The 21,183-nt window shown below is 57.0% G+C and carries 24 protein-coding genes; 23 read left to right on the top strand and 1 reads right to left on the bottom strand.

Features of this window, described 5'->3' with window-relative positions:
* The first annotated feature begins 95 nt into the window (after positions 1-95).
* From ACIQYF_RS14030 to ACIQYF_RS14105, 16 genes are all read left to right on the top strand, one after another.
* Positions 96-581, top strand: coding sequence for a phage terminase small subunit P27 family (locus ACIQYF_RS14030; RefSeq protein ID WP_402862491.1), 486 nt, complete (start codon positions 96-98; stop codon positions 579-581).
* The gene (locus tag ACIQYF_RS14035) at positions 581-2,305 is read left to right on the top strand and encodes a terminase large subunit (RefSeq protein ID WP_402862494.1); all 1,725 of its coding nucleotides are present in this window, start codon (positions 581-583) and stop codon (positions 2,303-2,305) included. Before ACIQYF_RS14030 ends, ACIQYF_RS14035 begins: the two co-directional genes overlap by 1 nt.
* Entirely contained in the window at positions 2,305-3,603 is a 1,299-nt protein-coding gene (locus ACIQYF_RS14040; RefSeq protein ID WP_402862497.1) for a phage portal protein, read from the top strand. Before ACIQYF_RS14035 ends, ACIQYF_RS14040 begins: the two co-directional genes overlap by 1 nt.
* A 3-nt stretch (positions 3,604-3,606) precedes the next feature.
* On the top strand, positions 3,607-4,479 hold the full coding sequence (locus ACIQYF_RS14045) for a head maturation protease, ClpP-related (protein ID WP_402862500.1): 873 nt from the start codon (positions 3,607-3,609) through the stop codon (positions 4,477-4,479).
* A 12-nt stretch (positions 4,480-4,491) separates the two neighbouring features.
* Entirely contained in the window at positions 4,492-5,700 is a 1,209-nt protein-coding gene (locus ACIQYF_RS14050; protein WP_402862503.1) for a phage major capsid protein, read from the top strand.
* 41 nt (positions 5,701-5,741) lie between these two features.
* Positions 5,742-5,996, top strand: coding sequence for a hypothetical protein (locus tag ACIQYF_RS14055; protein ID WP_402862506.1), 255 nt, complete (start codon positions 5,742-5,744; stop codon positions 5,994-5,996).
* A gap of 2 nt (positions 5,997-5,998) precedes the next feature.
* A complete protein-coding gene (locus ACIQYF_RS14060; protein WP_402862509.1) occupies positions 5,999-6,475 on the top strand; it encodes a head-tail connector protein in 477 nt (158 codons plus the stop codon).
* On the top strand, positions 6,475-6,813 hold the full coding sequence (locus ACIQYF_RS14065; RefSeq protein WP_402862512.1) for a phage head closure protein: 339 nt from the start codon (positions 6,475-6,477) through the stop codon (positions 6,811-6,813). Before ACIQYF_RS14060 ends, ACIQYF_RS14065 begins: the two co-directional genes overlap by 1 nt.
* Positions 6,806-7,291, top strand: coding sequence for an HK97-gp10 family putative phage morphogenesis protein (locus tag ACIQYF_RS14070; RefSeq protein WP_402862515.1), 486 nt, complete (start codon positions 6,806-6,808; stop codon positions 7,289-7,291). The genes ACIQYF_RS14065 and ACIQYF_RS14070 overlap by 8 nt, the downstream gene beginning before the upstream one ends.
* Complete coding sequence (locus ACIQYF_RS14075) at positions 7,291-7,659, top strand: DUF3168 domain-containing protein (RefSeq protein ID WP_402862518.1); 369 nt, start codon at positions 7,291-7,293, stop codon at positions 7,657-7,659. The genes ACIQYF_RS14070 and ACIQYF_RS14075 overlap by 1 nt, the downstream gene beginning before the upstream one ends.
* A gap of 62 nt (positions 7,660-7,721) precedes the next feature.
* Positions 7,722-8,222 (top strand): phage tail tube protein, encoded by a 501-nt coding sequence (locus ACIQYF_RS14080; RefSeq protein ID WP_402862521.1) that lies wholly within the window; start codon positions 7,722-7,724, stop codon positions 8,220-8,222.
* A gap of 9 nt (positions 8,223-8,231) precedes the next feature.
* Positions 8,232-8,657, top strand: a complete 426-nt coding sequence (locus ACIQYF_RS14085; protein ID WP_402862524.1) for a phage tail assembly chaperone family protein, TAC — start codon at positions 8,232-8,234, stop codon at positions 8,655-8,657.
* Positions 8,658-8,680: 23 nt separating this feature from the next.
* Entirely contained in the window at positions 8,681-8,866 is a 186-nt protein-coding gene (locus tag ACIQYF_RS14090) for a hypothetical protein (protein WP_402862527.1), read from the top strand.
* Positions 8,867-8,911: 45 nt separating this feature from the next.
* A complete protein-coding gene (locus ACIQYF_RS14095; protein ID WP_402862530.1) occupies positions 8,912-11,794 on the top strand; it encodes a phage tail tape measure protein in 2,883 nt (960 codons plus the stop codon).
* Entirely contained in the window at positions 11,791-12,276 is a 486-nt protein-coding gene (locus tag ACIQYF_RS14100; RefSeq protein ID WP_402862533.1) for a DUF1833 family protein, read from the top strand. The genes ACIQYF_RS14095 and ACIQYF_RS14100 overlap by 4 nt, the downstream gene beginning before the upstream one ends.
* A gap of 19 nt (positions 12,277-12,295) precedes the next feature.
* The gene (locus ACIQYF_RS14105) at positions 12,296-12,577 is read left to right on the top strand and encodes a hypothetical protein (RefSeq protein ID WP_402862536.1); all 282 of its coding nucleotides are present in this window, start codon (positions 12,296-12,298) and stop codon (positions 12,575-12,577) included.
* Positions 12,578-12,590: 13 nt separating this feature from the next.
* Here ACIQYF_RS14105 and ACIQYF_RS14110 read toward each other — a convergent pair whose 3' ends face one another.
* Entirely contained in the window at positions 12,591-12,851 is a 261-nt protein-coding gene (locus ACIQYF_RS14110; protein ID WP_402862539.1) for a hypothetical protein, read from the bottom strand.
* A gap of 158 nt (positions 12,852-13,009) precedes the next feature.
* Here ACIQYF_RS14110 and ACIQYF_RS14115 point away from each other — a divergent pair, with 158 nt between their 5' ends.
* The 7 genes from ACIQYF_RS14115 (at position 13,010) to ACIQYF_RS14145 (ending at position 20,737) form a co-directional block, all read left to right on the top strand.
* Complete coding sequence (locus ACIQYF_RS14115; protein ID WP_402862542.1) at positions 13,010-13,441, top strand: hypothetical protein; 432 nt, start codon at positions 13,010-13,012, stop codon at positions 13,439-13,441.
* Positions 13,383-16,490 (top strand): host specificity factor TipJ family phage tail protein, encoded by a 3,108-nt coding sequence (locus tag ACIQYF_RS14120; protein WP_402862545.1) that lies wholly within the window; start codon positions 13,383-13,385, stop codon positions 16,488-16,490. The genes ACIQYF_RS14115 and ACIQYF_RS14120 overlap by 59 nt, the downstream gene beginning before the upstream one ends.
* 12 nt (positions 16,491-16,502) lie before the next feature.
* Entirely contained in the window at positions 16,503-16,979 is a 477-nt protein-coding gene (locus ACIQYF_RS14125) for a hypothetical protein (RefSeq protein WP_402862548.1), read from the top strand.
* A 73-nt stretch (positions 16,980-17,052) separates the two neighbouring features.
* Positions 17,053-18,819 (top strand): hypothetical protein, encoded by a 1,767-nt coding sequence (locus ACIQYF_RS14130; protein WP_402862551.1) that lies wholly within the window; start codon positions 17,053-17,055, stop codon positions 18,817-18,819.
* Positions 18,795-19,589, top strand: a complete 795-nt coding sequence (locus ACIQYF_RS14135) for a hypothetical protein (RefSeq protein ID WP_402862554.1) — start codon at positions 18,795-18,797, stop codon at positions 19,587-19,589. The genes ACIQYF_RS14130 and ACIQYF_RS14135 overlap by 25 nt, the downstream gene beginning before the upstream one ends.
* Before the next feature lie 96 nt (positions 19,590-19,685).
* The gene (locus ACIQYF_RS14140; protein ID WP_402862557.1) at positions 19,686-20,219 is read left to right on the top strand and encodes a glycoside hydrolase family 19 protein; all 534 of its coding nucleotides are present in this window, start codon (positions 19,686-19,688) and stop codon (positions 20,217-20,219) included.
* Between the two features lie 50 nt (positions 20,220-20,269).
* A complete protein-coding gene (locus tag ACIQYF_RS14145; RefSeq protein ID WP_402862593.1) occupies positions 20,270-20,737 on the top strand; it encodes a lysis protein in 468 nt (155 codons plus the stop codon).
* Positions 20,738-21,183 lie beyond the last annotated feature (446 nt).

The raw sequence follows: 21,183 nt of genomic DNA on the forward strand, positions 1-21,183 counted from the left end.
AGGGGGAGGGTCAAAAGTCTTGGCCTTTTGGCTTCTAGACCGCGCCCTCAATCGTTTTCTTACACCCGCGAAATTAAAAATTCAGGAGTTGCGCGATGGGAGGCACCGCCACGGTCGCCGGCCGTGGTCGCAAACCCAAGCCGACGGCCAAGAAAGCACTGGCCGGGAATCCCGGCAAACGCGCGCTGAACAAGGATGAGCCGCAGTTCTCGAAGATCACCAACGTCGATCCGCCTGAGTGGCTGAGTGATCGCGCCGCCACGATGTGGAAGATGATTGTTCCGGAGCTGCTCCGCGAAAACGTGGTCGCGCTCACCGACTTGCACAACGTCGAGGCGTTCTGTGTTGCCTACGACAACTGGCGGATGGCACAGGAATCGATCCAGCAAAACGGTATCGTGGTTGAGGGTGCCACTGGTGGGCCGATGAAAAATCCGGCGCTGACCGCAGCCAACGAAACAATGCGCCAGATGGTCACATTCGGTTCGATGCTTGGGCTTGACCCGGCCAGCCGGACCCGTCTGATTGGCGGCAACAAGGAGAAAGAAACCAACGAATTCGCCAACCTGCTGAGATCCTGATGACCAAATCCCTGCACCCCAACGTCGACAAGGCGATGGTGTGGGGAAGGTCCGTGCTCCGCGGGAAGGTGCCGGCCTGTCGATACGTCCACCAGGCGATCCAGCGGCACTTCGACGACCTGGCGGCCAGCCGAAAACGCGGGTATCGGTACAAGTTTGACCCCGCTAAGGCCGAGAAAAAGCTCAAGCTAATCCAGTTGCTGCCGCACACCAAAGGGGAGTGGGCGTTTAAGCGACAGCTCATAACCCTTGAGGGGTGGCAGCTTTTCGGCCTGGCTGTCACCTTCGGCTGGGTAAAGAAGAAAGGCGGCCACCGCCGGTTCCGTGAAAGCTACTGGGAAGTGCCTCGTAAAAACGGCAAATCAGTAGTCGCTGGCGGCGTAGGCATCAGCATGTTTGTCGCCGATGGCGAGTACGGCGCCGAGGTTTACTCGGGAGCGACCACAGAGAAGCAAGCGTGGGAGGTGTTCCGACCCGCGAGGTTGATGGTCAGCAAGTCCCCGATGCTGATTAAAGCTGCGGGTATCGAGGTCAACGCCTCGAACATGAATATTCCGTCTGACTTTAGTCGCTTCGAGCCGCTGATAGGCAACCCGGGCGACGGCGCGTCACCCAGCTGCGCCATCGTCGACGAATACCACGAACACCCGACGTCGGCCCAATACGACACCATGCTGACCGGTATGGGTGCACGTCGGCAGCCGCTGATGTTCATCATCACTACCGCCGGCGACGACATCGAAGGGCCTTGCTATGACAAGCGGCGTCAGGTCATCGAGATGCTCGAGGGAACGGTGCCAGACGATGAATTGTTCGGCTGGATCTGGACGCTCGATGAGGGCGACGATTGGACTGATCCGAAGCTACTCGCGAAGGCTAACCCGAACCATGGAGTTTCGGTGTTCCAAGACTACTTGGAGAGCATGCAGGCTAAAGCGATCCGTTCCGCACGATTTACCAATAAGTTTAAAACCAAGCATCTCAACCTCTGGGTAAGTGCCAAAACTGGCTTCTTCAATATGGAGGATTGGAAATCCTGCGAGGACACCTCACTCACCTTGGAGCAATTCGAGGGGCACGAATGGATCGCGGGCTTCGACTTGGCGCGAAAGCTGGACATGAACTCCAGAGCCCGGCTGTTCTGGCGAGTGATCGACGGGAAAATGCACTATTACAGTGTTGCGCCGAAGTTCTGGGTCCCCTACGACACTGCTTTTTACAGCGATAACAAGCGGATGTCTGAACGCTTTCAGGCCTGGGTCAACTCCAAGCACTTGGACTTGACTGACGGCGCCGAGATTGATTACCGCGAGATCCTCGAAGACACCAAGGAAGCCAACCACCAGGCACCGGTGCGCGAGTGCCCGATTGACCCGCACGGTGCTACGGGTTTGAGCCACGACCTCGACGATGAAGGTTTCAATCCGATCACGATCACGCAGAACTACACCAACATGTCGGATCCGATGAAGGAGCTCGAGGCGGCCATCACTGCCGGGCGGTTCCATCACGACGGCAATCCGATCATGACCTGGTGTATCGGCAATGTGATTGGGAAGAACCTGCCCGGTAATGACGACGTGGTGCGTCCGATCAAGCAGGGCGACGACAACAAGATCGACGGCGCGGTGGCGCTGATCATGGCCGTCGGTAGGGTTCTGATAACCGCAACAGAGCCAGACACCAGTGGCTTTTACGACAACCCAATCATGGTAGGCATTTAATGGCGCGCGATAAGAAACCCGGGCGGGTTCGATCTGCCCTCCAGAATTGGCTTGGCGTGCCGGTTGGGCTCAATAACGATTCATTTTGGCAGGAGTGGTTTGGAACATCAGCCAGCGGCCAAGTTGTTACGGTAGACAAGGCCCTGCAGCTATCCGCCGTTTGGTCTTGTGTCCGTCTTTTGTCTGAGACCGTGTCCACTCTGCCTCTCAGGCTTTACGAGCGCCGACCAGATGGCGGTCGAGTTGTTGCAACTAATCACCCCCTTTACGACATTTTGACCAAGCGTCCCAACGCGGAGATGACCCCAGGCAGATTTATGCTGATGGTCGTCGCGAGCATCTGTTTGCGCGGAAACGCATTCGTTGAAAAAAAGCGTGTAGGTAGCCGAATTGTCGCTCTTGACCCTCTGCTGCCTCAGTACATGACCGTCAAACGTCTGGATACGGGCCGGCTTGAATATAAGTACACCACCAAGGGGCATAGCCGCGTAATACCCGAAGCCGACCTCATGCATATCCGTGGCTTCGGTCTTGATGGTGTGTGCGGCATGTTGCCTGTTTCAACTGGCAAGGAGATTTTTGGTGCCGCGATATCCGCCGAGGAAGCCGCTGCAAAGGTTTTTGCCCAGGGCATGCAGGCCTCAGGGATTTTAAGCAGTGATACCGCGCTCAAGCCCGAGCAGCGTGAACAGCTACGGGCAAGCCTGCAGGCTTTCATGGGCTCGAAGAACGCCGGCAAGATCATGGTGGCCGAAGCTGGCTTGAAGTATCAGGGCATCACCATGAACCCTGAGGCGGCTCAGATGCTGGAGTCCCGCTCGTATGGCATTGAAGAGGTCTGCCGTTGGTTCCGAGTTCCGCCTTTCATGGTGGGGCACATGGACAAGCAGAGCAGCTGGGCGTCGAGCGTTGAGGGTCAAAACCTTCAGTTTCTGACCAACTGCCTGAGACCACTGCTTGAAAATATTGAGCAAGAGATCATTCGTTGCCTGCTGGATCGGGATGACCGCTACTTCGCTGAATTCGCCGTCGAGGGCTTGCTCCGCGCTGACAGCCAAGGCCGTGCCAGCTACTACAACATCTGCCTGCAGAATGGCTGGATGAGCCGAAACGAAGTTCGTAAGCTCGAAAACCTCCCGCCTATCCCAGGTGGTGACGTTTACACCGTGCAGTCGAACCTGCTCCCGATCGAACAGCTTGGCCAAGGAAAGGACGGTGGCGAGCAAGTACGCGCCGCGCTATCAGCTTGGCTTCTACCGAATGAAATAAGCCGGGCCCCCGGCAGTTCTGGAGACTGACTCATGACAATTCGAAGCCTTCCGGCAGCGCCGGCGGGTCGTCCCTGCGCGGGCGTCTCCTTTGATCTCATGCCTCAGGCCATGGAGCGTTGGAACGCAGACATACAAGCCGCGGCGGAAGATGACAAAAACACGATTTCAATACTGGACGCCATCGGCTTTGACCCATGGTCCGGCGAGGGCGTGACTGCAAAGCGTATCTCTGCCGCCTTGCGCAGCATGGCTGGAGCTGATGTCACGGTGAACGTGAATTCCCCGGGCGGCGATATGTTTGAAGGCTTGGCGATTTACAACATCCTGCGCGAATACAAAGGCCACGTGACCATCAAGGTCTTGGGACTGGCCGCCTCTGCCGCGTCGATTATCGCGATGGCCGGTGATGAAATTCAGGTCGCTCGGTCGGGCTTCTTGATGGTGCACAACGGATGGACCATCTCTGCCGGTAACCGCCACCAGTTTCGTGAAGTGGCCGACATGATGGAGCCGTTCGACGCGGCCATGGGCGATATCTACTCCGCCCGCACCGGTGGTGATCTGAAGGCAATGCAAAAGCTTATGGACGCGGAAACTTGGATCGGCGGCTCTGCTGCAGTTGAGCAAGGGTTCGCTGATTCGCTTCTCGAGTCCGACTCCATCAAAGAAGGCACGAAGGCTCAAGTAGGTCTCATAGCCGCACGAAAGCTCGACTTGATCCTCGCCAAGCAGGGCATGCCCCGCAGCGAGCGACGGTCACTCATTCAAGAAATCAAGTCCGGTACGCCTTGCGCTGCTGGACCCGGTACGCAAGACGCTGCCGAAAACCTGGCCAATCTGGCCGAACCAATCGCCGAACTGGAACGAGCGCTCGCTCGGTTCTCGGCAGCCGCTACTAATTAAGGAAACGAAACTATGTCTGACCAAGCCCAGTTGCTTGCAAAAATGAGCGCCGAGCTCGAAAAAGCTTCCAGTGATTTCAGCTTGAAAGCTGAAGCCGCGCTCGGCGAAGCGAAAAAGGCAGGCACTTTGTCTGCTGAAACCAAGGCCGCCGTCGATGAGATGGCCCTGAAGTTCAATACCCTGACCGAAGCCGAGAAGCAGCTCAAAGCTCAACTCGGTGAGCTGGAGCAGGAGTTCGCCCGTATTCCCACCCAGGCCGCCGCCTCTCAGCGCGAGACCCTGGGCGGTACCGTCATCAAGAGCGAGGCCTTGGCTGAATTCGCCAAGAGCATTCAAGGCAACCGCCGCGTCAGCGTTCCGGTTAACGCGGCGCTGCTGAGCACCGGTGTTGCCGAAGGCGTAGTTGAGCCTCAGCGCCTGCCAGGTATCGACGTGATGCCGAAGCAGCGTCTGTTCATCCGCGACTTGATTGCGCCAGGTCGTACTACCTCCCCGGCGATCTTCTGGGTACAGCAAACAGGATTCACCAACGCCGCCCGTGTGGTTGCTGAAAACACCGCCAAGCCGTACAGCGATATCCAGTTCGATACCAAGATCACGCCGGTTACCACCATCGCGCATATGTTCAAGGCATCGAAGCAGATTCTGGACGACTTCGCTCAATTGCAATCGACCATCGACGCCGAAATGCGCTATGGCCTGAAATACGCTGAAGAGTCGGAGATCCTGTTCGGCGACGGTACTGGTGTGCACCTGCACGGGATCGTGCCGCAGGCCCAGGCTTACTCGGCCGCCTTCGAGCCTGACGCCATGACCCAGATCGACCAGCTGCGCTTGGCCATTCTCCAGTCTCAACTGGCACGCCTGCCGGCCAGCGGGCACGTTCTTCACTTCACCGACTGGGCGAAGATCGAGCTGACGAAGGACACCCTGGGTCGTTACATCATCGGCAACCCGCTGAGCCTTGCAGGTCCTACGCTGTGGGGCTTGCCAGTTGTTGCGACTGAGCTGGCAGCCTTCCTCGGCAAGTTCCTGACCGGTGCTTTCCAGACCGGCGCTCAGATCTTCGATCGCGAAGATGCCAACGTGGTGATCTCCACCGAGAACGCTGACGACTTCGAGAAGAACATGATCTCGATCCGTTGTGAAGAGCGTCTTGCTCTGGCGGTCAAGCGTCCGGAAGCGTTCATCTACGGCACCTTCGCCACTCCAACCCCTTGATGTAGCGGGGCCGCCCGAGCGGCGGCCCTTCGGAGTCCGACATGAAATTGAAGACCCTAAAACCGCTGTACCTCGGCGGTAAAACTCTCGTCGAAGGCACCTCGTTTTTAACCGGGGAACAGCACGGGCGGCAGCTGCTTCAGAAAGGTTATGCCGAGCTGGACGAAGGCAAGGATGAGGCGCTTGTGGATCTGACTGATTCGGAAACCCAACCAACACCCATGACCTCCGCCAGCGTGGACGATCCAAAGCCTGACCCCAAGGCAAAGGCCACCGATAAGAAAAAGGCTGACTGAGCATGAGCGTGATCGACATTGAACTAGCGATGAGGCATTTGCTGGCGGAGCCGGAAGACCAGGTGCTTGTCCAGGCTCAGCTCGATGCTGCAGAAGAGGCCGCCCAGCAGTTCCTGCAGCGCCGGTTCTTTGTTGATCAGGCCACTATGGATGCCGCCAAATCCCAAACCATCCAACGCACTCGGGCTGCACGCGATGTTTATGCCGCGGCCAAGGCGGTAGCTGATTTACCTGAGAACCACGAATTCCGCTGTCGCCTGCGTGAGCGGGCAAGACAGTCGCTCGCTGACAGTTTCGAATCCATCGACATGGACGAGTACGGGATCGTCATCAACCCTGCAATCACTGCGGCCTGTCTGCTGAAGTTGGGCCACCTGTTCGCGAACCGTGAAGAAGTGGTGACCGGCACCATTGCCACCGAATTGCCTTTGGCATCCAAGTCGTTACTGATGCCATATCGCATCCGGATGGGTGTTTGATGCGCGCGGGCAAATTGCGACATCGAATAGCGTTCCAGGCGGCAGGTCAGGTTCAAGATCCAGAAACTGGCGAGATGCTCGACGGCTGGGAAACGATCTGGGAGAAAGTCCCTGCATCAGTTGAGCCGTTGAGTGCCCGCGACCTAATCGCTGCACAGGCGGGCCAGTCCGAAGCATCTGGCCGGATGGTGATCCGCTACCGCGCCGGGGTCCTGCCCACGATGCGAATCCTGTACCGAGGTGGCATCTACAACATACAGGGGCCGCCGCTTCCCGATCCTGACTCTGGTCTTGAGTACCTCACCATCCTGGTGTCGAAGGGGTTGAATGATGGCTGAGACCGTTGAATTCAGCATGCTCGGTGTGGATTCGCTGCTCGAAAAGCTCAGGACGGTCAACTACGACATGAAGCGCAAAGGTGGGCGATCAGCTCTACGCAAGGCTGCGCAGTTGATAGCGGACAAAGCAAGGGAAGGCGCTTTGCGCCTGGATGATGCCGAGACCGGGCGCTCTATTGCCGACAACATCGCTCTGCGCTGGAACGGACGGTTGTTCAGAGCCTCTGGAGATCTTGGTTTCCGAATCGGCGTTAAGCATGGGGCGGTTCTCAAGGATGGGGGCGAAAAGTCACAGAACAGCCCAACCCCTCATTGGCGCCTGCTGGAATTCGGAACAGAAACAATTGCGGCAGATCCGTTTATGAGGAATGCGCTTGCCGACAGCATCAACGAGGCGACCGATGCGTTCATCACAAATTACGAAAAGACCATTGATCGGGCCATCAAGCGCGAAGCGAAATCGAGAGGGGGTTCCTGATGGCAGCAGCACCAATCTTTGCGGTTTGTGCCGCGAGTCCTCAGGTCACCGCATTGCTCGGGACCGTGCCCACTAGGCTGTATCCGTTTGGTGAAGCCCCGGAGGGAGTGGCCAAACCCTATGCGGTTTGGCAATTAATCAATGGTAGCCCTGAGAACTTCCTCGCAGGTCGCCCTGATCTCGACGGATACACGCTGCAGGTTGACGTTTACGCAGCCACCGCTACGTCGGCCAGAGCCGTGACCTCCGCTATCAGCTCCGCGATCGAGCTCGTCGCGTATGTCACGCGATGGGGAGGCGAATCGAAGGACTCCGCCACAAAGAACTACCGGTCGAGCTTCGACATCGACTGGCTTGTACCCAGATAGAAAACTTCAACCCCAGGCCCGCCATGTGCGGGTTTTTTTATGCCCGACATTTGGAGAATGCCATGTCGATGCTCACCCAAGGCACTCAGGTTTACGCTCTCATCCCGAGCGTTGCCAACCCTTCAACTCTTGAAGTCGTTGAGATCGAATGTGCTACCGCTTTAAGTCCGGGCGGCAACCCTGCGGACCAGATCGAGACCACCTGTCTTAGCGAGACCGTCCGTCGATATATGCGCGGCCTGCGCACACCTGGACAGGCGTCGTTGACCCTCAACGCCGATTCGCGCAATGCGTCCCATATTCGGCTGTACCAGCTTTCCGAGGACGACAGCATCGAGAGCGTCTCTTGGGCGGTCGGTTGGTCGGACGGCAAAGGAATCCCTCCAACAGTGAACGTTGCCGGGGACGATTTCGAGCTTCCTACGACTCGAACCTGGTTCATCTTCGAGGGCTACGTTTCGGACTTCCCGTTCGACTTCGCAGCCAACACCGTGGTCACTACTGCGGCCACCATCCAGCGTTCGGGCGGCTCCGCCTGGATTCGCAAAACTACCACTCCGTAAGGATCGACTATGCAGCTGAGTATTCAGTCTCTGATGGAGCGTGGCTCGTTCACGGGCCGTCCAGTTAAGAAAGAGATCACCTGGAAGCAGGGTGATACCGAGCATACGGCCACGGTGTTTGTGCGGCCGCTGGGCTACCAATCTGCGGTGAGCGACCTGATGTCCGGCGTCGGGAAGCAGGACGGCGTGGCAGGACGAATCGCTGTAAGCATTTGCGATGAGGCCGGGAACCCGGTCTTCACCGTGGGTGACATCACCGGTGCCGCCGACCCCGAGCGCGGCGCGCTCGATGGCAGCCTGTCCATGGCTCTGCTCACCGTGATTGGTGAGGTGAACCAGTTGGGAAAGATGACGAGCTCTCCGACGCCGACGAGCTCTGGCACGAAATTGCAATCTCGATTGGCGCCACGATCGCGGAAGCGAAAGAGCGCCTGAGTCTTGCCGAGTACAGAAGTTGGGTGAGATATCGCGAAAAGCGAGGCTCACTTAACTGGGGCATGCGCATAGAGCGAGGAACGGCGATGTTGGCGGCGCTCTATGCCAACTCCAAGAGCGCGAAGGGCGGTTACAAAATCTACGACTTCATGCCGCACGATTCGGAACAGCCACTGACGCTGGAACAGGCCATGGAGACATGGGCATAAAAACAGGCCATTTCTCAAAATGGCCGGTGTCGCTTGGAGTTACAGATGGCTAATTCACTGGGCACGCTAACGCTCGATCTTATCGCGCGTATCGGTGGTTTTACTGGTCCGCTGGACAAGGCCGAAGTTGCGGCTCGGAAGTCAGGCAAAGGGATTGCCGACGCTGCGAATATGGCCTCGCTGGCCTGGAGTGCGCTTGGCGAAGTCGTTGCGGGTGCTGTTGCGGGTTTCTCGGTGGGTGCGGTGCTTACCAGCTTCATCACCGAAACTCGGGATGCTGAAAAGGAACAAGCCCAGCTGGCAGCAGTACTTAAATCGACGGGCGAGTCAGCCGGCTTCAGTCGAGACCAGCTGAACGAAATGGCTGACGCCATGGAGAAGGCGAGCACGTTTTCTGGTGGTGATATCAACCAGGCGCAGACAGCGCTTCTGGCATTCACCGGTGTTGTCGGGACGCAGTTCACCCGAGCGCTTCAAGCCGCTTCCGACATGGCCGCGCGTACCGGCACAACAGTGCAGCAGGCCGCCGAAACAATCGGGCGGGCGTTGGACGTGCCAACAGAGGGCCTCAGTTCTCTGAGCAAGCAAGGTTTCAGATTTACCGAGGATCAGAAAAAGCTCGCGGAGTCACTTGAGTCTGTGGGGGATGTGGCGGGTGCCCAGGGCATTATCCTAAATGCACTTGAGGAATCGTATAGCGGTGCCGCCGCAGCTGCCCGGGACACCTTCGGCGGCTCGCTGGATGCACTTCGCAATACAGTTGCCGGTCTCCTGACCGGCGAGGGGAGCCTCGATGGTGCACGCGCAGCGGTCGAGGCGTTTAACTCGGCCTTGGGATCTCCGGCGGCACGCACCGCGCTTGGACTAACTGCACAGGCAGCAGCAGCTCTAGCTGTTGTGTTGGCAACTCGCCTAGCCGCTAGTGCCGCCGGAACCGCTATCGCTTTCGCTGCGGCTCAAGTCGAGGCTGTCCGCTATCAGCTCGCGCTTGCGCGCATGGCCGGTGTAGCGCCTGCAACAGCCGCAGGGCTTGTCGGAATCGGGGTTGCTGCCCGTGGTGCATCGGCAGCCATGGCGTTGCTTGGGGGGCCGGTTGGGGTAGTGCTACTCGCTGCCAGTGCGCTTGCCTACTTCGCCATGAGCGGCGATGACGCTGACGAATCGGCGACGTCCCTGACCAGCAAGATTGATTACCTGAATAAGTCGTTCGACGGGTTCACAAAGAATCAGGCCGCCTCGGCCTTGCAGGACATCAACCAGGATTTGATGGACGCGCAGCTGCGAGCTCTTGATGCAGAGAGCGCTGTTTCCCAGTACCAACGATTGCTGCGTGATCATCCCGATGATACCCGGCAGCGCGAATGGAACGCGTCCCTGATAACCGCACAGGGCGAGCTTGATACAGCCCGGCAAAGGGTTGAGGCCTTCGGCGCGCAAATCAATGTGCTGAACGGGATCCTTGCTGCGCCAGTGGTGGTGGAGCAATCGAAAGCCTTCAGAGACCTGGCGAAGACGCTTGACGAGCAGATATTGCTTTCGGGGAAGAAAACAAGCGCCGATAAGCTCGCCGCCCGTATCGGTGCCGGGCTCGTCACGGGCCTGAAAGAAGGCGAGGGTGACCTGCTCATAGCGAAAGCCAAGACGTTGGACGCCAGCGAAGCTGCGATCGAGGCAGAGAAGAAAAGCGCTGCTGCTTCGAAACAAGCCGCTACGGCAGCAGCCACGGCGGCGTCCGCGCTGACCAAGCGTGGAGAGGATGCGATTACCGACTATCAGCGCCAGATCGCGCTGATCAACACCTCCGCAGATGCGCAGAAGAAAGCAACGGAAGCTGACAAGCTCAGGTTTGAACTGGCCTCAGGCAAGTTGGTTGGCATTAACGCCACTCAGCAAAAACGCTTGGAAGGCTTAGCAGCCGAGCTTGATGTTCTCCAAAAGCTCAAGGTGGCAAATGAGGATGATGCGAAATCTGCTGCCTTCGCTGCAAATCTAAAGGCGGAAAACGCGACGGTAAAGTCCGGTTTCGATATGGAGTTGGCCGGCGCGGCTATGGGCGATCAGGCGCGCGACCGCCTGATGCAGGATCTAGCAATACAACAAGATTACAACGAGAAGATGACCCGCCTGCAGGAGCAACTGAATACCGGCGATATTTCGAAAGGCCTGTATGACAAAGAAACCGATATTCTCAAAGAAGCATTGGCGGCGCGGATGGTGTTACAGCAGGACCACTACAATCAAATAGACAAACTTCAAAAGATGGGAGTCGTGGGTTTCATCAGCGGGGTTTCCACGCAAGCCGAAGCCAGCATGAATCTCTACGGCACGATGAAAAGCGTAGGTGCCGATACGTTCCACAATCTCACCGACGCCATCACGGAATGGGCCGAGACCGGCAAGCTGGATGCCAAGGGCTTGGCCGCGAGTTTCATCCAGTCCGTGGGACATGCGCTGCTTTCCTATGCCGCCGCTCAAGTGGCGATGGCCGGACTTAGCGCGTTCACGGCGATGATCGGCATTCCCTTCGTTGGCCCTGTCGTTGCACCTGGTGCGGCCATCGCAGCGACAGCTGCTGCTGGAGTGATGATGACGGCCGTAGGTTCGGCACTGGACGGACAGGCGCACGACGGTATCGATTACGTTCCGGCTGATGGCACGTGGAACCTGAAGAAAGGTGAGCGGGTAACCACCGCAGAAACCAGCGCAAAGCTGGATAGAACGCTGGAGCGAGTCCAGCGTGATGCATCTGGCGGCTCTGGCAATGTGGTCAACCTTCACGAAGACGCCAGCCGCGCGGGTCAGGTGGAGAACCGTACCGGCCCGGACGGCAAGCAGATCACTGACATGTGGGTGTCCAACATCCGCGCCCACGGCCAGATGGCCAAAACCCTAGAGCAAACTTATGGACTGAAGAGAGTGGGGCGATGACGGCACTTGAAACGCTTTACGCCTCAGGCGGCAAAGCCGTGATCATTCCCACGTTGGAGTTGAGGTGCTCGGCGTGGCCGGCGCCTATCTACCTCTGTCATGGGTTTGATGACACCACAGCCAAGACGGACACCGGTGCAACAGTGAAGTTCACTGCATCGGGGTTTGCTGTGGCGCTGCCCAAGCGGGACAACAGCGGCAACCAGTCGCTGACCTTTGCCATCGATAACGTGACAGGGGAGGCACAGCAACTGATCGACAAGGCGCTTGATGCCCGGGCCAGGATCAGCCTCGTGTTCCGGGTGTACATCTCCAGTGACCTGAGCGCGCCGGCAGAGCGCCCCTACCGCATGACCGTGCTGAACGGGTTTATGCAAGGGGCGAGTGTCCAACTTAACGCCGGCTATTTCGACTTGATCAACCTCGGCTGGCCCCGCCGCAAGTACACCTTGGCCTTCGCGCCCTGCCTTCGCTACATCTAATCGAACCAGAGGAAGAGAAATGAACGAGCACACCGAACTGCGCGCGGGAGTGATTGCTGCTTATGGAGAGGGCAAGCAGCTTTCTCAGCTGGATGCGCTAATAGCCCAGAATGAGCGGCTTTTGACGCTTGAGAGGAGTGTTCTAAAAAAGGCGGAAATGCTGCGTTCGGGGTGGTGGGACTTGTCCGAGGAAACCGGAGCTGCTGGGGAGATCCATCAGGCGATAACAGACTTTTGGATAGAGCTTGAGAACGAGGTTAAGGCGCGCGAGCTACTTGAAGAAAAGATGGCCTCTCAATAGAGGCCGTCATTCCCTATTTGTTCATAAGGGCTTCAATCCGTGCTCGCCCGAGCGGCATGATTGCTGGTGACATCTTGACTCTGATTCTCCAGTTTCCCGCTACCATCTGGGTGGCTGAAATGTTTGCAAGGCCGGTTCTTTGAACTGCTGCAGCGGCTTGGTAACTGACTAGCTGCTGCAGTTCGCCAAGATTAATCTCGCCATCCGCCCAGCGGGCTATGTCTACAAGGGCGGCATCCACCTGTTCTTGAGTGAGAACTTCGCGAATCTTCATTTGACCTCCAGGTCATAAACCACGCCGAAATTGGCGGTACCCCAGTCCATGGGCTTGCAGGCAACGGACTGGGGGAAATCCTGCTGCATGAAGTCACAACGCTACTACGCGGCAGCTCTGCGGCGTTACTGGGTATTTCCCCAGCACTGAGGCATCCCATGTTCGACAAATACCTGAACGCTTCCTACGAGGATGGCGGGCGAAGCCATGCGCACCTGGATTGTTGGGGCTTGGTCCGGCTGGTCCGGCATGAAGTCTACGGCTTGTCCTTGCTACCGAGCTGGGGCTACGTCCGCAATACCATGCCGATGGAATTCACCCGGGCGGTGAATGAGGGCGCCGCCGCCATGGAGCGCTGCGAACCGCAGATCGGCGCTATCGCCTGCGTCTGGCGTGGGCGCATTTGCTTCCATGTCGCCGTCATCGTCGAGGTCGACGGCCGGCTTCATGGCATGGAAATGAAGTCCTCCGGCGCAACCATCAAGCCGTTGCGCAAATTTCAAGACCAATATCTGACAGTGAGTTATCACCGTGATCGAACTCTACCCGAGCAAGCTGGAAGGCCAGCCGTTGGAGCGCTACAAGACTGATCGCGTGATGACCCTCGAGACGTGGCTGATCGAAAACGTGCGGACCTACCGCGCCATGGAGTCGCCACCGATCAGCATTGAGGTCAATGGCGTGTTCATCGATCCGGGCAGATGGTCCAAGGTCGAATTCGCGCCGCCCGACACGGTGCGCATCTACCCGGAGCCGAAGGGCACCGGGCTGGAGATCGCAGCGTGGGCAGTTGTTGCCGCGATAGTGGCGGTCGCGGTGGTTATGCTGACCCAGAAGCCGCTTGCAGTACCGACCTCAGCGAACAACCCAACCGGCAAAGGGCTCGGGCTGGCGAAAACCACTGCCAACCAGGTGAAGCTTGGGGACATCATTCGAGAGTGCTCCGGCAAGAACGAAATTTTCCCGGACTACCTGACGCCTACACGCCGATATTTTGGTAGCGACCCAACGGTACAGTGGGTGGAAATGCTGCTCTGTGTCGGCGTCGGAGAATTCGATATTCCGCCTGGGCAGGTACGTATTGGTGGAACACCGATCGCATCGTTGGGCAGCACGGCCAGCTACACGATCTATGGCCCTGGTGAGTCGCTAGCAGCGGAGCCTGCTCGTTTGTGGTGGCACAACTCTGATGAGGTTGGCTCAACCTCGACAGGAAGTGCCGGTCTGACGTTGACTACCACCACGAACATTGATCAGCAGTTGGCCGCTGAAACCGTCCAGTTTAGCGAGTTCGTGATTTCGGTTCCGCCGTTGGCTGGGTGGTTCCCGCATGGCTGGGACGCGGGTCTGATTGCGCGAATCGAGGTGATGTACCCCTATGTGTTCGTTGCGCCGGCTGATGGCTCGGCGACGGTCATCACTGGTGACCATGTGCCGATGCTCGATCCTTTCGTTGGCATGAAAATCGAAATCACGGGCGCCAATGCCGGTGAGTACGTGGTGGCCACCTATACCCCGTATGTGCCAGGCGTCCCGGCTGTTTCTGGAAGCGCTTCGCGGGTGACCGGTAACTCCGTGCCCGCGCGATATGATTTCGACGTCACGCCCCTGACTTTCACCGTCAGCCACGGAGCCATTACTTTCAGAGTAGATCTCAATTCAGCCGTAACGGATCTGGCTGGCTTGGTGGTTGCTGTGAACGCCGAATTGGCGGGTTCCGGCCTGTTGGCCAGCGCCGCCGGCGGGTTTCTTCGCGTTGCTGAGGCCGCCCCTCCCTTCAGCGGTAGGGCGCTTTCGTTGGCTGGATCAGTGACAACGGTATTTGGCGGGGCTCCTGTGTACGTCACGGGTGTTAAAACGGTAGCTGCGACTGATGCGGTGTCCGCAAAGATCACCCTAGCCTATGACGGCGGCGCGCCGGCGATCGGCCTGCAAACTGGGATGCTCTGGTCCTGCATCGGTTATCGGGGACTCCGGTACCGGATCAGCTCCGTTTCAGGTGACTCGGTTGATGACGATGAAGACACTGAAGATGTTGACGAAAGCCATGGCCCGTCAGCGATCACGGTTATCCGCCTGACGGATACTGGCGCAGAAGATGAGGACTGGGTGGGTTTCGATGATATCCAATCCAACAGCGCTTCGATTGTGCTCGATCGCTCGACCACTGAGGGCGACTGGGCAGGGCCTTTTGCAGCCTGCCCGGAAGGTGAGCTCGTGCGCCGCATCGAGTTCGATTTCTTCTTCCCCCAAGGTTTGGTTCGATACACGGAGCGCAACGGCAACACTCGCTCCCATTGGGCCGAGGTGGAAGTGCAATACCGTGACATCGAAACAGCTGGAGCCTGGACGAGCGCTAAATTCAAGTTTGAGGCGATGAGCGCTGACCAACAAGGCTACACCCGAAGTGTTTTCGCCCCGAGTTACATTAGGCCGGAAGTTCGAGTTCGGCGTGTTGGCGAGGAGTCTTCTGAAAATTTCAAATTTAACCGAGTGCAGTGGTATGGCCTGCGGGGCCGGATCGATAAGGCCCCGAGTCGTTACCAAGGCTGCACGGTGATGGCGCTTTACGTCCGCGGCGGCGACAAGCTTTCCGCTCAGTCGCAAAGCCAGGTGTCTGTCGTCGCCACCCGTAAGCTTCCGATTTTGGTCAATGGCGCATGGAGCGTGCCAACCGCGACGCGCGACATCGTGCCCTGGGTCAACTACGTCATGAAGTCGGTCGGCGGAACCGATGAGGATATGGACGTCGAGGAGCTGGCGCGCTACGGCGCGATCTGGAGCAGTCGCGGCGACTACTTCGACTTCCCAGTTGAGGATGACAGCACGGTCAAGGAGTGCATCAATGACGCTCTGCTTGCCGGCTTCGCCGAGTTCACCCTGGAGCGGGGGCGGGTTAGTCCGGTGCGGGATGAGCCACGCACACAGATCGGTCACATGTACACGCCGCAAAACATGACCGAGGAGCTGAAGCGCAACTTCACGCTTTTGGAGCCAGACGCCTATGACGGAGTGGACATCAAGTATGTGGACGAGGTTACGCGAGCGACAGAGACGGTTCCGTGCCGTCTGCCAGGTGATGCCGGCAAGACCGTGCAAACGGTTACCGTAAAAGGCGTGACGAACCGCGACAGAGCCTGGCGCTATGGTATGCGCTTGCGGCGAGCCCAGGTCTACCGCAACAAAACCTACAGCTGGAGTACTGAGCTCGACGCGCTCAATAGCGGCTATCTCAGCTACGACGCCGTCGCCGATGACATTCCAGGGTATGGGCAGTCGGCCGTTCTCGTGGATTGCACAGTCGGTGTAGGGCCGGTGATTCTGGAAAGCACGGAGCGATTCGTTTGGACTTCGGGAGCCTCACATGTGGTGGCGCTTCGCCGGCCGGACGGCTCGCTCAGCGGGCCTTGGGCTGCGTCGAGGATCGATGAGTTCCGCTTGGCAATTCCCTCACTCGACTTCGAGCCTGGCTTGTCCTGGGACATCGATCCGCCGCACCTTCTGTTCGGTGAGTCGACACGATGGTGCTATCCGGTGCTGATTACTTCAATTGAACCAGGCGACCACTCGGCGGACGTGGAGGCCGTCAACTATGACCCGCGTATTTATGCGGATGACGATCACTTCGCCCCCACATAAGGACTGCGGAACATGCTGACAATGCCTGATGGGATTCCGCTACCACTGCGTGAGGGTTATGGGTTCACGCCAACCAACCCGATTGCGCGCACGCCATTCTTGACCGGTCGGGCGCGCAATCGGCGCCGGTATCTGAGTGTGCCGACTGAGGTGACCGTTACCTGGCTATGCAATGCCAAACAAGCTCGCCTGTTTGAGGGGTGGTGCAAGTGGGGGATTGGTTGGGCCGATTGGTTCATTTGTCCTATCAAAAGCCCGCTGGGTCTGATGCCAACCCAAGCGCAATTTACTGGGATCTACAGAGGCCCTGAGCTCGTAGGTGTCGACCACTGGCGGTATACCGCTGTGCTCTCACTCTTTGAAATGCCGGTTATTTCCGAAGCCGAACTGACCGACATGATGGCCGGCATGAATATCGCCGTCATGAACTCCCGGCTGCGCGGCTTGCTACAGCGTTGGCACACCAAGTCATGGCAAGGTGCGACATAACCGCTCGATTTAAAAATCACTTTTCAATTCTATAGCCCGCCACTGAGTGGGCTTTTTTTCGCCTGGAGTAAATATGAGCGGAGCCCAAGACCTTCAGCTTTTTGAGCAGTTGGTGGACAACGCCAACTCGTTGTTTTTGTCCGATGAGGACTTTGTCGTCATCAACGGGGTCACGAAGCCAACGCTGAAGAAAATATATGCTGATTTCATGGCGAGCATTGGCACCTTTATTACGGTGGCTGATGGGCTTGAGGCTACCAATGGAACTGGTACGAACAATCGGTTCTTCACTGTGCCCGAAGCGGGGAATACTTATGAGACGCGCTATCGCAATGATGCGGGAGCAGCGGTCCAAGTTGGTCGGATCTCAAGCGCAGAAACTATAGAGAAAGTGCTGGAGCTGATTAGAGCGGCTGATGGGACGCCCATTTATGCTCTTCTAGATGATATTGGATTTGCCTGGGGAGCCATCAACACCGACGGCTTCGACCTTCCTGGTCTGTCAGTTAAGCCCACGCGGGAAAGCAGCACCACTTTACTGGACCCGGAGGGATTCTTGATTCTTGAAGACGGTGAAGAGGGGATGACCCTCGGTCCACTAAGTGTGCGACACGTGCCCGGTGATGGTCTGTGGGTGTTAGACGATCTCGGGTTTGTCTGGAACAACCTATTGGATTCAGCTTCGCAGGTAGTGCCTGTCGATCCGGTAATCCCCTCGACAATACCTATTCTCTACGGACCAATTTGCGGCGTACACGGAGAGTATACCTCCCTATACGTGCGTAACGTATTAACCGAGCGCCCAGCCAAAAACACCGTTCTCGGAACTATTACCTCTATCACCCTGCCAGAGATTCAGACGAGTGACTTCGAACTAAAGTTTCTTACGGAAAGTATGGGTGCAAGTGCATATCTATACCTTAGATCAGAATTATCTGATGCCGAGAGGTCGAGGCTTTTAATGTCTTGTGTTTCAGCCCCTAATCCAGGAGCTGGGGGTGGTAACGTTCTCACTATTGGCGACTCAATCCAGAACAGGCAGGGCGCGCATTTACAGAAACAATATGCTGAGAGCTGGGGTTATTTTCCAGACTTTATAGGAACCCTCGAAGGTTCGACCCAAGCTGAAGACACCGAGAATTCCGACGGCCCGTTAGGTGAGTCTCGTGAGGGCTGGGAAACCGGCGACTTCACGTACTCGATCACTGACAGGGTGAGCATCGTCGAGCCAGGCGGGGAGGCTGCATACTTAGCCCTACCTAAAAGCTCTAAATGGAAAATCAACCCATTTCTTCGCGTAGCTACCGGGAGCGATTCAGCCGATATTATTCGCAACGGTATGGTATTCGACCCAGCGTTTTATCAATCGAGGTTTTCTCTGGGTACGCCGGCGGTCGTAAATATCACTCTCGGCACTAATAACGTTCGGGATAGGTCTGTTGCGGAAATATACGACAATGCCTATTCAGATCTAACCTTGCTTATAAGCCAATGCCGGGCGGCATGGCCTCTCGCAAAGATCGTTCTATCCTGTCCAGGAACTCCTAGGGACCCCGCCCGCGACGTGCTTTGGGAAACTAAGTATGTTCCCTATTTACGGGCTTTAATCCAAGCAAAGAAGGACGCAGGCAGTACGAATGTAATCGTCTTTCCGGCATGGGCGCACATGACACAGGAGGCCGGGTACACAATCGCATCTGCGACTGCCAAGGTTGACCCGCTCACCGGCACCTCCACAGGCGCGCTGGGAGATACGGTTCACCCACGTGGCAGCGTACGACTTGAACTCCATAAGGCTTACGCAAAGATGCTTGCATGCATCTTCGCAAATTTAATTTAAGGGGAATAATAATGGGAACCGCTATAACTGCAAAAAACTCCAATGCCGAGAATTCAGGGATGAGGAAATTCTTTCCTCCGGTCACGCGCAACCTGGAGGCCTGGCATTTCCTAAACACCGACGTAGCGAAGGCAGCCACTAACTACGCGTGGGGTAAGCCTGACGCAGTGGTCGTGGGCGCACCGCTAGAGTTTTCTGATTATATTCAGTTTAAAGGGTTGGCAAACTACCTTCAGACGGAGGTGGCTGAGTCCGCCACACAGACCGTCTTCAGCGTGATTAGAACAAAAGATACACGGATTGGCCTCGATCACCTTCCGGCCTTCTATGGCAATTACCGATCCGCTAGCAATGGAGGATCATATTTGGCGATCCCGGCGGGCGCCGCCAGCCTGACAAAAGTAGCATGCAGATTTACAGATATGGGACAGACAGCCGTAACATCCTCACCCGTGTCATTAGGGGCACCTGCTGCCGTCAACCTAGGCGAATGGTCTCTAGTCGTAGACATTACAAAAGCGGGCTTCAACGCAATACAAAACGCCACGATGTCTACGTCCGCAGAACGCACGGACACCACGTACGGGCGAAAAGTATCTTCGGAACCTTATAGGATTGGCTCAATTTACGAAGCCAGCAGCCTGTGGAAAGGCACGGCAGACATGGCGATGTGGGCGCATTATTCTACTGAGCTTACAACTTCCGAAATTGCTGCTGTAGTTGCCCGTATTCGGGCTTATATGATCCGGCGCTTTGGGATCATCGTCTGATTGAATGTAAGAACCTAATTGCCGCCTAGTGCGGTTTTTTTGTGCCTGAAATTCGTGAAGCCCGCCCAGTGCGGGCTATTCCTCCGGAGAAAAGTAATGCCCATCACTGTGCAGCAGTTACTGCAGATCCTCCCGAACGCCGGCCAAGCAGCCGGCGTTTTTGTGTCCGCAATAAACACCGCCATGAACCACTACCAGATCGTTGGCCTGAAGCGGGTGGCGGCGTTCATCGCCCAGATCGGGCATGAGTCGGGCCAGCTCAAGTATGTGAAAGAGATCTGGGGCCCCACAAAAGCCCAGGCTAAATACGAGGGCAGGGTAGACCTGGGCAATACCGTGGTGGGTGACGGCTCCAAGTATCGCGGCCGTGGCCTGATCCAGATCACCGGCCGGGCCAATTACGCCGAATGCGGCGAAGCCTTGGGTCTTGACCTGCTCACTCACCCTGAACTGCTGGAGAAGCCGCAGCACGCCTGTATGTCTGCCGCATGTTTCTGGTCGAGTAGAGGCCTGAACACTCTGGCCGATGCGGGTAAGTTCGATACGATCACTCTGCGCATCAATGGCGGTCAGAACGGCGCGGCGGATCGTCAGGCGCTGTATGCCCGGGCGCTGAAGGTGTTGGCGTGAAGTTCGACGCGGTGAAGTAGGGTGGAGAACTACTGATGATCCTAGCTCTGATGGCTGGTAGCGCTTGGGCCGCATGGGCGTGGCAGGCCAACGCCTCCGGTCAGCAGTTGGCTGCTAAGGAAGCTGCCTACCAAACCGAGCGCACGAATCTGGCTAATGCCAATTCCGCGCAAATCCTGATGGAACAGGGTAAGCGTTTTGCCCTTGAGCAGTGGCTGGCAGCCAGCGACCAAGCCTATTACCGAGCTTTGAACGATGAGAAAATGAAACAGGCACGCCTGCGTAATCGCCTTGCTACTGCTGACCTGCGGCTGTCAGTCCAACTCGATGCCACCGACTCAGTTGGTTGTGATCGAGTGCAAGCCACCACCAGCCCCGGCGGCGTGGTTTATGGAGATCGTAGAGCCCACCTTGACCAAGCGCATGCTCAACGAATTATCGGAATCACCGGCGATGGCGATCAAGGACTGATAGCATTGGCCACGTGTCAGGCGTATGTCAGGGCTGTCGCGCACTGACATGCGTCAAAAGTCCTAATAAGAACTCAGGCAGGTTGCCAGGTTATTCCCCTTAGTGCTGTTTCGGTCAGTTAAAATGTATACCTCTTCTATCACGTGGACGTCTGCGCCGGGTGAAAAATTTACTTCCTTGTTTAAAAACCAAGTTGCGGATGTGGTTTTTTTCATTCGAATTAAATCTGCGACGAATGCTCTCGGCACCACGCGTTTTGGATCGAACAGCATTGGCAAATCCTAGCTTACCTGGACATAGTTGATATGTTTACGGTCAGCGTCGTACCGAATGGCTGTGATGCAAAAGTCAGTCTTGATCATTCTTTTTTTATGAAGTGGGAGACACCACTACTGGTGTAGGGAGCTGACTGAGGTTTTGCAAGTGACTGCTCAGGAAGTAGCGAAAAGCGAGATGTACTCGGTGATTGGGGGCGGTAGCGAACTACTGTGAG

The sequence above is a fragment of the Pseudomonas sp. NPDC096917 genome, from assembly GCF_044762555.1.
Classification (GTDB): domain Bacteria; phylum Pseudomonadota; class Gammaproteobacteria; order Pseudomonadales; family Pseudomonadaceae; genus Aquipseudomonas.